General features: G+C 60.5%; 12 protein-coding genes. 6 read left to right on the top strand and 6 right to left on the bottom strand.

What is annotated here, in order from left to right; genetic code table 11:
• A partial coding sequence (locus tag ACTF58_RS10790; RefSeq protein ID WP_438991983.1) for a DUF697 domain-containing protein occupies positions 1 to 232 on the top strand: 232 nt, incomplete at its 5' end.
• 118 nt (positions 233 to 350) lie between these two features.
• Here the strand turns inward: ACTF58_RS10790 and ACTF58_RS10795 are convergent.
• Positions 351 to 758 (bottom strand): group III truncated hemoglobin, encoded by a 408-nt coding sequence (locus ACTF58_RS10795; RefSeq protein WP_438991984.1) that lies wholly within the window; start codon positions 756 to 758, stop codon positions 351 to 353.
• A gap of 267 nt (positions 759 to 1025) precedes the next feature.
• Here ACTF58_RS10795 and ileS point away from each other — a divergent pair, with 267 nt between their 5' ends.
• Complete coding sequence (gene ileS / locus ACTF58_RS10800) at positions 1026 to 3929, top strand: isoleucine--tRNA ligase (RefSeq protein WP_438991985.1); 2904 nt, start codon at positions 1026 to 1028, stop codon at positions 3927 to 3929.
• A gap of 28 nt (positions 3930 to 3957) precedes the next feature.
• A complete protein-coding gene (locus ACTF58_RS10805; RefSeq protein WP_438991986.1) occupies positions 3958 to 4794 on the top strand; it encodes an EamA family transporter in 837 nt (278 codons plus the stop codon).
• A gap of 70 nt (positions 4795 to 4864) precedes the next feature.
• On the opposite strand, the gene ACTF58_RS10810 is transcribed toward ACTF58_RS10805, so the two are convergent.
• The 4 genes from ACTF58_RS10810 to fsa are packed head-to-tail and all read right to left on the bottom strand — an operon-like array spanning position 4865 to position 7895.
• Positions 4865 to 5560 (bottom strand): CDP-alcohol phosphatidyltransferase family protein, encoded by a 696-nt coding sequence (locus ACTF58_RS10810; RefSeq protein ID WP_438991987.1) that lies wholly within the window; start codon positions 5558 to 5560, stop codon positions 4865 to 4867.
• Positions 5557 to 6483, bottom strand: coding sequence for a tyrosine recombinase XerC (locus tag ACTF58_RS10815; RefSeq protein WP_438991988.1), 927 nt, complete (start codon positions 6481 to 6483; stop codon positions 5557 to 5559). The genes ACTF58_RS10810 and ACTF58_RS10815 overlap by 4 nt, the downstream gene beginning before the upstream one ends.
• A 14-nt stretch (positions 6484 to 6497) precedes the next feature.
• Entirely contained in the window at positions 6498 to 7205 is a 708-nt protein-coding gene (locus tag ACTF58_RS10820; protein ID WP_438991989.1) for a DUF484 family protein, read from the bottom strand.
• A 36-nt stretch (positions 7206 to 7241) separates the two neighbouring features.
• Complete coding sequence (fsa, locus tag ACTF58_RS10825; protein WP_438991990.1) at positions 7242 to 7895, bottom strand: fructose-6-phosphate aldolase; 654 nt, start codon at positions 7893 to 7895, stop codon at positions 7242 to 7244.
• A gap of 80 nt (positions 7896 to 7975) precedes the next feature.
• Here fsa and ACTF58_RS10830 point away from each other — a divergent pair, with 80 nt between their 5' ends.
• Positions 7976 to 10171 (top strand): primosomal protein N', encoded by a 2196-nt coding sequence (locus ACTF58_RS10830; protein WP_438991991.1) that lies wholly within the window; start codon positions 7976 to 7978, stop codon positions 10169 to 10171.
• A 94-nt stretch (positions 10172 to 10265) separates the two neighbouring features.
• Here the strand turns inward: ACTF58_RS10830 and ACTF58_RS10835 are convergent, their stop codons facing one another.
• Positions 10266 to 11336 (bottom strand): YeeE/YedE family protein, encoded by a 1071-nt coding sequence (locus ACTF58_RS10835; protein ID WP_438991992.1) that lies wholly within the window; start codon positions 11334 to 11336, stop codon positions 10266 to 10268.
• 153 nt (positions 11337 to 11489) lie between these two features.
• Between ACTF58_RS10835 and ACTF58_RS10840 the strand changes: the two genes are divergently transcribed.
• Together ACTF58_RS10840 and ACTF58_RS10845 are read left to right on the top strand one after the other, a co-directional pair.
• A complete protein-coding gene (locus ACTF58_RS10840; RefSeq protein ID WP_438991993.1) occupies positions 11490 to 12725 on the top strand; it encodes an MFS transporter in 1236 nt (411 codons plus the stop codon).
• Positions 12726 to 12745: 20 nt separating this feature from the next.
• Positions 12746 to 13615 (top strand): 50S ribosomal protein L11 methyltransferase, encoded by an 870-nt coding sequence (locus tag ACTF58_RS10845; RefSeq protein WP_438991994.1) that lies wholly within the window; start codon positions 12746 to 12748, stop codon positions 13613 to 13615.
• The last annotated feature ends 14 nt before the right edge of the window (positions 13616 to 13629 follow it).

A 13629-nucleotide genomic window follows, 5' to 3' on the forward strand; every position in this document is an offset into this window, starting at 1 on the left:
AGCTTTGGGGGATGATATGATTGGCTCACTGGCGGGCGGGGGCGTTTTGTCCAAGCTTTCGCGCCGTTTTGGCGAGGGTGTGATCAACGGGGCGCTGACGGCGCGCGTGGGTGTGGCGGCGATGGAGGTGTGCCGACCTCTGGCGTTTGAGGCTGTGGCGCGTCCTTCTGTTTCGGCCACTGTGGGGCGGGCTTTGAAGGGCTTATTTGGCGGCGTGCGGAGCGACGGCTGAGGCGGGTTTGTGCTGTGGGATTGCGCTTTGGCTGCGCCAAATCGCTCAGGGGGGGGGGGGCCGCCCCCCCCCCGCCCCTCGCGCTCCCCGGGATATTTTTGGAAAGAAAAAGGGCGGATCAGCGCAGGATCGGGACCGAGTCTTTCGGCTTGTCGCGGTCTTCTATGCCAAGGCGCAACCCGCGGCCTATGCGGTGCGCCAGTGCTGAGAAGGCGGCGGCGGGCGCGGGGGCGAGGCTTTGGCTGAGCACCTCGTGAAAGAGGGCGAGCCAGATTTCAAAGTGATGGGCGCGCATTTCGGCCACGCCCATATGAGTCATCATGGGATTGCCTGAATAGCCGTCTTGATGGAGGATCGCTTTTTTCCAGAAGCGGCCGATTTTGGCTTCGTGCTCGGGCCAGTCGCCGATACGGGCGGCAAAGATCGGCCCGAGCGTGGCGTCAGCGCGGATGCGGTCATAAAAGCGGGTCATGACCAAGTCGATATCGTCAGATGTGATTAGGAAGCGGGGCGCGATCGGGGGCATTATCTGGCCTTGGATGAGATGGGAGGATGGTCTGCTCTCTTTCAGCTGAGGGCGAGGGGGCAGATTGTCGCTGCTCAAGCAGGCTCTGGACCTGCGCCAAAGAGCGGCCTATAACGCGCGGTATGACAGAGACCGCGCTGATCATTATACGAATTATTTGCCCGACGCTCTGAAGAGGAGCTGTCGGGAAAAGGCGCTTGGGGAGCCCACGCCGCAAAGCCACACACCGCCTATAATCTTGAACATCTGATCCGAAGGACGCCAACCATGTGCGCCGATACGCCCGACTATAAAGACACTCTTAATTTGCCTGAAACCGACTTTCCGATGCGGGCAGGCCTGCCCAAGCGCGAGCCTGAGTGGCTTGCCCGTTGGGCCGAAATTGGCGTTTATGACCGTCTGCGCGAAAAAGAGGGGCGCGCGCCGTTTATTCTGCATGATGGCCCGCCCTATGCGAACGGGCATTTGCACATTGGTCATGCGCTCAACAAAACCATCAAGGATATGATTGTGCGCTCCCATCAGATGATGGGGCATGATGCGCGCTATGTGCCGGGCTGGGACTGTCACGGGCTTCCCATTGAGTGGAAGATCGAGGAGCAGTATCGCAAGAAGGGCAAGAACAAGGACGATGTGAACATCGTTGATTTCCGTCAGGAGTGCCGCAAGTTTGCCGAAGGCTGGGTCGATGTCCAGCGCGAGGAGTTCAAGCGGCTTGGCATCACGGGGAACTGGGCCGACCCTTACTTAACGATGGATTACCACGCCGAGCGGGTGATTGCGGAAGAGTTCATGAAGTTCCTCATGAACGGCACGCTTTATCAGGGCAGCAAGCCTGTGATGTGGAGCCCTGTGGAGCAGACCGCGCTGGCGGAGGCGGAAGTCGAGTATCACGACAAGGAGAGCTTCACTGTTTGGGTGAAGTTCAAGGTTGTGGGCGGAGCCGATCTTGAGGGTGCAAAAGTTGTGATTTGGACGACGACGCCCTGGACCATGCCATCCAACAAGGCTGTGGTTTTTGGCGCGGGGATTTCTTACGGGCTTTACGAGGTTACGGGCACGCCTGATGAGTGTTGGGCCACTGTTGGCGAGCGCTTCTTGCTGGCTGATAACCTTGCGGGCGATGTTTTTGCCAAGGCGCGTTTGGAGGAGGGGATGTGGAGCCGTGTGCGCGATGTCACCTCTGAGGAGCTTGCTGGCTTGAGCCTGTTGCACCCGCTTGCGGGCGCTGAGGGCGGAAATGGCGAGTGGGACCAGCCGCGTGATTTCCGTGCGGCGGAGTTTGTGACTGATACGGAAGGCACGGGCTTTGTGCATTGTGCGCCGTCTCACGGCATGGAAGAATTTGAGCTTTATCGCGACTTGGGGATGCTTGAAGAGGTCATCACCTATAACGTGATGGACGATGGCGGCTTTCGCAAAGATCTGCCGTTCTTTGGCGGCAAATATATCCTCAACCGCAAGGGTGGGGAGGGCGACGCCAACACCGCTGTGATCAACAAGCTTGTTGAAGTGGGCGGTTTGCTCGCGCGCGGTAAGATCAAGCACAGCTATCCGCACTCATGGCGCTCTAAAGCGCCGATCATTTACCGCAACACGCCGCAGTGGTTTGCAAGCGTGGACCGCGCCGTGGGCGACGGGCAGGACGCGATGGGTAAGTCGATCCGCGAGCGCGCGCTGAACTCTATTGACCAGCTGGTGAAATGGACGCCGCAGACGGGGCGGAACCGCCTTTACAGCATGATCGAGGCGCGGCCTGATTGGGTCTTGTCCCGCCAGCGCGCTTGGGGGGTTCCGCTCACCTGCTTTACCAAGAAGGGGCTTTTGCCCACCGATGAGGGCTTCTTGCTGCGCGACCCTGAGGTCAATGCGCGGATCGCGGCGGCCTTTGAAGCGGAGGGTGCGGACTGCTGGTATCTTGAGGGCGCGAAAGAGCGCTTCTTGGGCGCAGGCTATAATGCGGACGAGTGGGAGCAGGTCTTTGATGTGCTTGATGTCTGGTTTGACTCTGGCTCAACCCACGCTTTTGTCTTGCGCGACCGTGAGGATGGCGCGGCGGACGGGATTGCCGATGTTTATATGGAAGGGACCGACCAGCACCGTGGCTGGTTCCATTCCTCGCTGTTGCAGGCTTGCGGCACGCTGGGGCGCGCGCCTTACCGCAACGTTGTGACGCACGGTTTTACGCTGGATGAGAAGGGCATGAAGATGTCCAAATCGCTTGGCAACACCATCGTTCCTGAAGAGATCATCAAGCAATATGGCGCGGATATTCTGCGGCTTTGGGTGGCGCAGACCGATTATACCGCCGATCAGCGGATCGGGCCGGAGATCCTCAAGGGCGTGGCCGACAGCTATCGCCGCCTGCGCAACACCATGCGTTATATGCTGGGGGCGCTGTCGCACTTCAAGGAAGAGGAGCGTGTTGCGCCGAGCGATATGCCAGAGCTTGAGCGCTATATCTTGCACCGTCTGGCGGAGCTTGACGGGCAAGTGCGCGCAGGCTACCGCGCGTTTGACTTCCAAGGGGTTTTCTCGGCTGTCTTTACCTTCTGCACGGTCGAGCTTTCGGCGTTTTACTTCGATATCCGCAAGGACACGCTTTATTGCGATGGCGACAGCCTGCGCGCCCGCTCGGCGCGCACGGTTATGGACCTTTTGTTTGAGCGGTTGACCACATGGCTTGCGCCTGTGCTTGTCTTCACGATGGAAGATGTCTGGCTGTCGCGCTTCCCTGAGAGCGAAGGCTCTGTTCACCTGACAGATATGCCTGAGACGCCGATGGCGTGGATGGATGAGGCCTTGGCGGCGAAGTGGGGCCATGTGCGTCGCGCGCGCCGAGTGGTCAATGCGGCGCTGGAAGTGCAGCGGGCGGATAAGGTGATCGGGGCCTCTCTGGAGGCGGCTCCGATTGTTTATGTGCAGGATGCAGAGATGCTGGCGGCGCTGAAGTCGGTTCCGTTTGAGGATATTTGCATCACCTCGGCTGTCTCGCTCACTGACGCTCCGATCAAGGATCAGGCGTTCCGCTTGCCCGAGATTGAGGGGATTGGCGTTGCGTTCGAGAAGGCGGAGGGCGCAAAATGTGAGCGCTGCTGGAAGATCCTGCCAGATGTGGGCACGCATAAACACGCGGGCACCTGCCAGCGCTGTAGCGAGGCGCTGGGGTGATCCCTTGCTCTGCTGAGGCGGCTCACGCGTGAGCCTGACGGTTTTTCTGGCTGTTCTTGGCGCGGCACTTTTGCACGCGAGTTGGAACGCGCTCATCAAGACGGGCGCGTCCAAGATTGCCTCGATGTTTATCCTCACGCTGGTGCAGGGGCTTGCGGGCTTTTGCATTGCGATGAGCCAGCCATTCCCTGAGCCCCATATCTGGCTTTGGCTCGGGGCGTCGGGCGTGTTTCATGCGGGCTACAAGCTGTTCCTTGCTTTTGCTTACGAGCAGGGCGATTTGAGCCGCGTCTATCCGATTGCGCGCGGTGCTGCGCCTATGATTGTGACGCTGGTGTCTGCGCTCTTGCTGATTGATGTGATCCAGCCTGTTGAATACGGCGCGATTGCTGTCTTAGGTCTTGGTATTGCGCTGATGGCGCGGGGGGCGTTTGACAATGGCGAGAGCCGCAGGCTTGTGCCGCTGGCGCTTGGCTCGGCCTGCATGACGGCGGGGTATTCGCTTGTGGACGGGCTGGGCGCGCGGGAAGCGGGCAATGCTGTGATGTATGTCGGCTGGCTGTTTGCGCTGGATGCGGCTCTGTTTACGCCGCTGATTGTGGCCTTGCGCGGGCGGGGTGTTTTGCGCGCGAGCCGCAAGGACTGGGGCGTCGGCGCGCTGGCGGCGGGGGCCTCTTATGGCGCTTATGCGATAGCTGTCTGGGCCATGACGGTTGCGCCGATTGCTTTGGTGACGGCGCTCAGGGAAACTTCGATTTTGTTTGCGGTGCTGATTGGCTGGCTCGTTTTTGGCGACAGGATGGACCGTGGCAAGGCGGTGGCAGCCTGTCTGATTGTCGGCGGTGTGGTGCTGACAAGGTTATGAAACGCACGGTTGAGACCCCACGGGTGCTGTCGAGTTTTTGGAGGCCTAAGAGTTTGGTGGGGCTTTTGACTTAGCCGTCTTTCCCATACATCGCCTGCTGCGCCGCGCCTGCGATAAGCAGGTAGATCGAGGTGATCATCAGGCCCCAGAAGACGACGGGGACGGGATCGAAGCTTTCCCATGCGGCGAAGCCTGCGAAGACGGTCCATGCGAGGGCCATAGGCAGGGTCAGGGCGCGCCAGCGGTCGGTGCGCACGGGGTGCACGAACTTGACGGGCACGAACATGGCCACGGTCAGCACGGCCACCAGCGCGAGGCAGACCTGCCATGGCGGCGAGAGCGCAAAGAGCACGAGCACAACCATATTCCAGCAGCCGGGGAAGCCCGAGAAGGAATTATCCGCCGTTTTCATGCGGGTGTCGGCGAAATACATGGCCGAGCCGAAGGTTATCACAATGATCGCGGCCCAGCCTGACCAGCCATCCATCAGGCCCGAAGCATAGAGCGCATAGGCGGGAATGAAGACATAGGTGAGGTAGTCAATGATCAGATCGAGCAGCACGCCGTCAAACTGAGGTGCGTTTTGCTTGACGTGGTAGTGGCGCGCGAGGGGGCCGTCCACGCCGTCGACCGCGAAGGCGACGATGAGCCAGACAAACATCATCGCCCAGTCGCGCTCGATCGCTTCGAGCATGGCCAGCATGGCAAAGACCGCGCCTGTGGCTGTGAGGAGATGAACCGCGAGGGCTTTGGCTTGGAGGGTCATGGGCTGTTGCTCGCGGATTTGGGATGGGATTTTTCGTATATATCAAGCAGGTGCCGGGCATCAACCGCTGTATAGGCCTGTGTGGTCGAGAGCGAGGCGTGGCCGAGAAGCTCCTGAATGGCTCTAAGGTCGCCGCCTGCGGCCAGAAGGTGCGTCGCGAAGCTGTGGCGCATGGCGTGAGGCGTGGCCGAGGCGGGCAGGCCAAGCTGGAGCCGCGCAGATTGCATGACCTTCTGGATCAGGCGCGGGCTGAGCGCGCCGCCGCGCACACCGCGAAAGAGCGGGCCGTCGTTTGAGGCAAAGGGGCAGGCCGTCAGATAGTGATCGACGGCAGCGCGGGCGGCGTCAATCACAGGCACAACGCGCTCTTTGCCGCCTTTGCCCATGATGCGCAGGACGGGGGGCAGGGGCGCGTCGGCCATGGTCAGGCTGAGGGCTTCCGATATCCGCAGCCCGCAGCCGTAAAGCAGCGTCACGACAGCGACATCGCGTGCGCCGACCCATGGCGCGCTGGACTGTAGCTCAAGAGCGCCGATCAGGTCGCGGGTGGCCTCGACAGGCAGGGGGCGGGGCAGCTTGGCCTGAAACTTGGGCGCGCGGGCGTTGAGCACGGCTGTCGCTTCAAAGCCCTCGCGCTCGCCGAGCCAGCGAAAGAAGCTTTTGACAGAGGAGAGCTTGCGCGCAATCGAGCGCGAGGTCAGCTCTTCGCGGCGCAAGGCCGCCATCCATGCGCGAATGTCTGTGATGGTCAGGGATTTGAGGGCTGTAAGGCCCGTTTCGCCGCCCGTATGCTGCGCAACAAAGCCGAGAAAGCTGTGAACATCATGGGCGTAGGCTGTGAGCGTGTTGTCTGACGCGCCTTTGAGGGCGCGGCGGGTGTTGAGCCATGTCTGCACTGCATCGCGCAGGGCAGGTGACACCATGGGCTCGCCCGCTGTCATGACAACCAGCGGCGCATCGCTCTTTCAAACACACCTGCAAAAAACGAGAGCAAATCTGTGCCTTGCTGTGGGGTAAACTGGTGCGGGTCTTCGCCGCCCATGAGCAACATTCCCGGCAGGCGGCCTGCGCCGAAATCAAGCTTGAGGCAGGCTTCCGAGCGGATCCAGCTTGCGGCCTCGCCATAGACAGGGGGGCCTTCGTTGAGCTGTCGCAGGGTGACTTGGCGTGGCTCGCCGCCGTTGCGCCCTGTGCGCAGATAGTCTTCGACAAAGCCCGGCTCGACCACTGTCAGCACATCGCCAAGGCGTTGCACGGCTGGATCCTGATCGTTCTGGACCGATTCGAGCACAAGCTTCACGCAATCAACCCGCAGGATCTCGGCGACAGGGCCGCCGAGGTCTTTGAGGAAGCCTTCAAACTCGATGGGGTCGAGCATCCGCAGGATGGCGCGGTGAACCTGATTTGTGCCTGCAAGGTTTTCATAGGCGGCAGCAATCACGCTTCTGTGGGTGTCTTCCAAGCGATCAAGGCGCGCCTCGAGGCGCTCCATGGCAATCCCGCGCAGATCGACGATATTGCCGCCCATCGTGCGCTCGTTGGCCGCGATAAGCGCGCGCATAACGTCCTGATCATCTAGGATAACATCAGGTTCGGTAATGATTTTTTCGCGCAGGATGTCATCCATGCGGGCCTTGCTGCTCATGTCTGCCTCATTTATTTTGTCGCCTTATAGCATGGCTTACAGAATTTTTTGACCAGTTTTTTCCCAATCGGCCATAAAGTCGGCCAAGCCCTTGTCGGTCAGCGGGTGGCTCGCCATCGCCTTGATCACTTTGGGCGGCGCGGTCATCACATCGGAGCCGATGCGCGCGCATTCGAAGGCGTGATTGACGGTGCGGATCGAGGCGGCAAGGATTTGGGTGTCATAGCCGTAGTTGTCATAGATCGTGCGGATGTCGGCGATCAGCTCAAGCCCGTCAAGATTGATGTCATCAAGGCGGCCAATGAAGGGGCTGATGAAAGTTGCGCCCGCTTTGGCGGCGAGAAGCGCTTGGTTGGCGGAGAAGCAGAGCGTCACATTGACCATGAAGCCCTCGTTGCTGAGCACATTGCAGGCCTTGAGGCCCGCCCATGTGAGCGGCACTTTGACGGCGATATTCTCGGCAATTGCGGCGAGCTTGCGGCCCTCGGCGATCATGGCGTCGGCCTCAAGCGCGACCACTTCGGCGCTCACGGGGCCATCGACCAGCTCGGCGATTTCTTTGGTGACCTCAAGGATGTCACGGCCTGATTTCATAATCAGCGAGGGGTTGGTTGTGACGCCATCCACCATGCCGAGGTCGTTCAGCTCGGCGATTTCGTTGATCTCGGCGGTGTCTACAAAGAACTTCATGGATAAGGGCCCTAATTGGAATTGTCGCTTGTGAGCTTAGCCCATAGAAAGGGGGTCTGAAACCCCAAAGCGGAGGGCCTGTGGGCCAGTCTGATTATTTTGACGAAGGCGCGCTTGTGGCTGTGCTCACCACGCAGCCTCTGGGCCGTGCGCTTGACTATAAAGCGCCCGAGGGCGGCGTGATGCGCGGCGCGTTTGTCGAGGTTCCGCTGGGGCCACGCAAGGTGATTGGTGTGGTTTGGGGCGCGGGGGCTGGCGGGTTTGACCTCAAGAAAGCGCGCAGCATTACGCGGGTTTTGGATGTTGCGCCGATGCGTGAGGAGATGCGCGCGTTTCTGGAGAAATGCGGGGCCTACACGCTGACGAGTCTGCCGCAGATGTTGCGTCTTGCGACCCGCGCGCCGGGGCTGAGCAATCCGCCGTCGATGCAAAAGGTCTACCGTTTAGGGCATAAGGCGCCTGATCGGATGACCGAGGCGCGGGGGCGTGTGCTTGCCGTTTTGGAAGAGTTCGGCGCGCTTGGCTTTACGCTGGGCGAGCTGGCGGAGCAGGCGGGTGTGACCTCTTCGGTGATCAAGGGCTTGGTCAAGCAAGGCGCTGTGCAGGAGGAAGACACGCCGCGTGACCTGCCGTTTGCGCGGCTTGACGCGAGCCGCGCGGGCAAGACGCTGACCGAGGCGCAGGGCGCGGCGGCGGACCAGCTTGTGCAGGGTCAGAAGGCGGGCGGCTTTGGGGCGACGTTGCTCTGGGGGATCACCGGCTCTGGCAAGACAGAAGTCTATCTTGAGGCCGTGGCCGAGGCGCTGCGCCAAGGGCGGCAGGCTTTGGTTTTGTTGCCCGAAATTGCGCTGTCTGCCGACTTTATGCGCCGTGTCGAGGCGCGGTTTGGCGCGAAGGCGGCCGAGTGGCATTCGGGCGTGACTATGACAGAGCGCCGCCGCGTCTGGAAAATGGTTGGCGAGGGCGGTGCGCAGCTGGTGATTGGCGCACGTTCGGCGCTGTTTCTGCCGTTTCAGGACTTGGGGCTGATTGTGGTCGATGAGGAGCACGACAGCTCTTATAAGCAAGAGGAAGGCGCGCTTTACAATGCGCGCGATATGGCTGTGCTGCGCGGCTCATTATGTGGCGCGCAGGTGGTTTTGGCGTCGGCCACGCCGAGCCTTGAGAGCTGGAGCAATGCGCAATCGGGCAAATACGGCCTGATCGAGCTGACGGCACGCTACGGGGTCGCTGTGCTGCCCGAGCTGCGCACGATTGATATGCGGCAAGTGAAGCTGCCGTCAAACCGCTGGATATCACCACAGCTTGAGAGCGCTGTGAAGGCGCGGATGTTCAAGGGCGAGCAATCGCTTCTGTTTCTCAACCGCCGCGGCTATGCGCCTGTCACGCTCTGCCGCAAATGTGGCGAGCAGATTGCCTGCACCGAGTGTGACGCGCGGATGGTGGAGCACCGCTTCCTCAAGCAGCTCATGTGCCACCAATGCGGCGCGACGCGGCCCATTCCCGAGGTCTGCCCGTCCTGTGAGGCCGAAGATACACTTGCAGTTGTCGGCCCCGGGGTCGAGCGGCTGGCGGAGGAGGCGGCTGAGCGCTTCCCCGAGGCGCGGGTGGCGGTGCTCAGCTCCGATCTCTTCGGCTCGGCGCGGGCGCTGAAGGCCGAGATCATGGCGATTGCGGAAGGCGCTGCCGATGTCATCATTGGCACGCAGCTTGTGGCCAAAGGGCATAACTTTCCGCTGCTCACGCTTGTCGGGATCATTGATGCAGACCTGAGCCTGCAAGGCTCGGATATGCGCGCCGCCGAGCGGACCTTTCAACAAATGCGTCAGGTTTCGGGGCGCGCGGGGCGGGCCGAGAAGGCAGGGGTCGCCATGCTTCAGACCTATCAGCCCGAGCACCCTGTTTTGCGCGCGATCATGTCGGGCGAAGAGCGCCAGTTCTGGCGTGCCGAAGCCGACGAGCGCCGCCTGTCGGGGATGCCGCCTTTTGGGCGCCTTGCAGGGATCGTGATCAGCGCGCCAGAGGAGCGTGATGCCTTTGACCTTGGCGAACATCTGGCGCGCAATGCCGCCCCGCTGGCCAAAATTGGCGCGCAGGTCTTCGGGCCAGCCCCTGCGCCTGTTGCCCGTGTGCGGGGCCGCCACCGTGTCCGCCTGCTTGTGAAAGCGCCCAAAGACGCGCCCTTACAGGCCGCTCTGAGAGCGTGGCTCAAAGGCCTCAAGCTCCCCAACCAGCTGCGCCTGTCGGTCGATATTGACCCGCAAAGCTTCTACTAAGTCTTTTTCTTTCTCTAAATATCCCGGGGGTCTGGGGGCAGCGCCCCCAGCGGGTCGGATTTTCGCGAAGCGAAAATTCGACCCAAAGCCAAGCTTAACGGGCGGCGCTTGCGCCTTTAAGGCCGCGCTGATCGACCAGCGCATCTGTCACCATGGCCCCGACCCACATGGCAAACAGCGCCAGCCACGCCGTGCCCGCAAAGATCGAGCCGCCTGTGACGCCTGCTCCAATGGCGCAGCCGCCGGCGAGCATGGCGCCAAAGCCCATCAGCACTGCGCCAAACATCGAGCGGCGCATATTGCTTTCGTCGGAAAAGCCCTGAAACTTGAACTCGCGTGTGACCAGAGCCGCCAGAAGCGAGCCGATGACAACGCCCGGCACAAGGCCGACATCAAACTCTAGAACGGCGTTGCGATCTAAAAAGAACATCAGCGTATGAGCCGAGGGGCCAGAGAAGGTCGTGCTTTCGATTTGCACTGGGTCAAAGGCCGACTGCGCGAGCGTATAAGTCAGCACCCAGCCGACAGCGACAGAAAAGCCGACGCCTGACGCGAAGATCAGCCGCGCCGTGCCGATCCGTTCTTTGAGCGAGAGGTAGAGCGCCAAGGCGGCAAAGGCGAGGCCAATGAAAAAGCCTGCGGAGGGCGGCAGGCTGAGCGCGGCCAGAAGGTCCATGTTGCGCCCGCCCTCTGTGATCCAGAGGCTGGCAAGCCAGTCGCGCGCGGGCGAGAGCACGCCTGCGAGCGACATTTGCGCCACCACTGCAAAGATCAGCCCCGCTACGACAGAGCGCAAGTTTCCTGTGGCGGCCAGAACGAGCAAGCGCCCCGAGCAGCCGCGCGCCAGCACCATGCCGACGCCGAAGAGCAGCCCGCCGATGATGGCGCCTGACCAGCTTCCGGGGACGGCCATCATGCGGGCCTCTTGGGTTTCCATCAGGCCGAGCAGCTGTGCGCCTTGGACCCAGACGAGGGCGGTTGAAAACGTCAAAAACCAGACCGCGACCTTGTCTTTCATCATGCCACGGGCAAATTCAACAGAGGCGGCGCGCAGGCAAAACCGCGAACGTTGGGCGGCGACCCCGAAGATCAGCCCTGTGATCAATCCGAACAGAGCCGCTGTGGGGGCTTCGCCGATGCGTTCGATGAGGGGTATAATATCCATAGGGTCTCGCCTTTTGGCTTTATGTTTGGGCTGTGTCGGCTGAGCGTTTAACATATATGTCATATTCATACTTTGACATGGATCAGATTTGCGCCTCTGTATTTACGGCTGTTTTGCTCTGTGCAAGCCGCAGGAAAAGGCGTAAGCGAAGCCATGGCCCGTATTGTAAAACTCGAAGACGCATCCGATCTGCCCGTGTGGCGGCGTCCGATTGCGCTGCTCTTTCTCATGGCGTTTGCCATGCCGATTGCTTTTGCGACATGGAGTGCCTTGCTCAACAACTTCGTGATCGAGGTTGGCGGGTTTGACGGCTCTGACAATGGCTGGCTCCACACCGTGCGCGAAATTCCGGGATTTCTGGCTGTTGGCGTTATTGCCATTATCATCTTTGTGCGCGAGCAGGTGCTTGGGCTTGTTTCGCTGATCATGCTGGGCGCGGCCACGGCTGTGACCGCTTGGTTTCCGTCGATGGCGGGGATTTTGACGGTGACGATGTTGTCGTCCATCGGCTTTCACTATTACGAGACGGTGAACCAGTCGCTTCAGCTGCAATGGCTGAGCAAGGAGCGCGCGCCCAAGGTGCTTGGCTATCTTTTGGCGACCGGCTCTGGCGCGACCTTGATTTGTTATATCTTTATCATGCTGCTCTGGGAGCCTTTGGGGCTGACGTATAACATTGTTTATATGATTTCAGGCGGGATCACAGCCGCGCTGGCTGTCTTCTGTTTGCTGGCCTATCCGCAGTTTGAAGCGCCGCATCCGCAGGTCAAGAAGATGATCCTGCGCAAGCGCTACTGGCTTTATTATGCGCTTCAGTTCATGGCGGGGGCGCGGCGGCAGATCTTCATGGTCTTTGCGGGCTTTATGATGGTTGAGAAGTTCGGCTTTGCGGTCCATGAAGTTGTGTCGCTCTATCTGATCAACCTTGTGATCAATATGTTGGTTGCGCCGCTCCTCGGCCATGTGGTGCACCGTTTTGGCGAGCGCAACACGCTGTTGTTTGAATATACGGGGCTGTGCCTTGTGTTTCTGGCTTACGGCGGAATTTATATGTTTGGCTGGGGTGTTGTTCTGGCGGCGACGCTTTATGTGATTGATCATATTTTCTTTGGCCTTGCGCTGGCGCTGAAGACCTATTTCCAGAAGATCGCCGATCCGCGCGATATTGCGCCGACGGCGGCTGTGGCCTTCACGATCAACCATATTGCGGCGGTGGGCTTGCCTGCTTCGCTGGGGTATCTCTGGCTCGTTTCGCCAACGGCTGTGTTTTTGTTGGCAGCGGCGATGGCGGCGGTCTCTTTTGGATTGGCGATGCTGATCCCGCGGCACCCTGAAGAGGGCAATGAAACCATTTTTTCGAAATTCACTGCGGCCGCGCCCGCAGAATAGACTTTAGACAGGATCACGACATGAGCACGAGCTATTCCGCCTTTACCACGATTGACAACAAGCCTGCCGCCGAGGCGCTGGGCGAGGCGCTGGAGCGGATGGAGCCTGAGCCCACAGGGGTTGGCGTCTTTGAGATGGAAGACGGCTCGGGGCTTTGGGAGGTTGCGGCCTATTTTATCGAGACGCCTGATGCGGCGGGGCTGGCTCTGCTGGAAGCGATGCATGGCGCGCGTTTTGTGGTCTCCGAAATTCCCGAGACCGATTGGGTTGCCAAGGTGAAGCGCGATCTTGCGCCTGTGGTGGCGGGGCGCTTCTTTGTGCATGGCAGCCATGATGCTGATAAGGTCCCTGCGGGGGCCGAGCCTTTGCTCATTGAAGCGGCGATGGCCTTTGGCACGGGGCATCACGGCACGACGCTTGGCTGTTTGCAGGCGCTGGACCATTTGGTCGACGCAGGCTTTCAGCCGAAATCTGTGGCTGACATTGGTTGTGGCACGGCGGTGCTTGCTATGGGGGCGGCGCGGATCTGGGATGTGCGCATTATTGCCAGTGATATTGACGAGGTGGCTGTGGATGTGGCCTTGGCCAATGCGCAGGCCAACGGGCTTGAGGGGCGTATCGAATGTGTCGAGGCGGCTGGCTTCGGGCATCCTGTGCTCGCGGAGGCGGCCCCTTATGATCTGATCTTTGCCAATATCCTCAAAGGGCCGCTTGTGGCGCTGGCGCCTGAGATTGCGGCGAATCTTACCCAAGGGGGCTATGCGATCCTGTCGGGGATATTGAACGAGCAGGCTGATGAGGTGATCGAGGTTTATGCACAGAATGGAACCAATCTGGCCGAGCGGCAGGTGATTGGTGACTGGAGCACGCTTTTGCTTCGGAAACGCTGACAAAACGTCGCTTT

This window comes from Lentibacter sp. (genome assembly GCF_965657785.1).
GTDB lineage: Bacteria > Pseudomonadota > Alphaproteobacteria > Rhodobacterales > Rhodobacteraceae > Lentibacter.

Excerpts from the sequence above, each read along its gene's own strand:
- ACTF58_RS10795 (WP_438991984.1), bottom strand. The coding sequence starts at position 758 with ATGCCCCCGATCGCGCCCCGCTTCCTAATCACATCTGACGATATCGAC.
- ileS (WP_438991985.1), top strand. The coding sequence starts at position 1,026 with ATGTGCGCCGATACGCCCGACTATAAAGACACTCTTAATTTGCCTGAA.
- ACTF58_RS10810 (WP_438991987.1), bottom strand. The coding sequence starts at position 5,560 with ATGACCCTCCAAGCCAAAGCCCTCGCGGTTCATCTCCTCACAGCCACA.
- ACTF58_RS10815 (WP_438991988.1), bottom strand. The coding sequence starts at position 6,483 with ATGGTGTCACCTGCCCTGCGCGATGCAGTGCAGACATGGCTCAACACC.
- ACTF58_RS10820 (WP_438991989.1), bottom strand. The coding sequence starts at position 7,205 with ATGAGCAGCAAGGCCCGCATGGATGACATCCTGCGCGAAAAAATCATT.
- fsa (WP_438991990.1), bottom strand. The coding sequence starts at position 7,895 with ATGAAGTTCTTTGTAGACACCGCCGAGATCAACGAAATCGCCGAGCTG.
- ACTF58_RS10835 (WP_438991992.1), bottom strand. The coding sequence starts at position 11,336 with ATGGATATTATACCCCTCATCGAACGCATCGGCGAAGCCCCCACAGCG.
- ACTF58_RS10840 (WP_438991993.1), top strand. The coding sequence starts at position 11,490 with ATGGCCCGTATTGTAAAACTCGAAGACGCATCCGATCTGCCCGTGTGG.
- ACTF58_RS10845 (WP_438991994.1), top strand. The coding sequence starts at position 12,746 with ATGAGCACGAGCTATTCCGCCTTTACCACGATTGACAACAAGCCTGCC.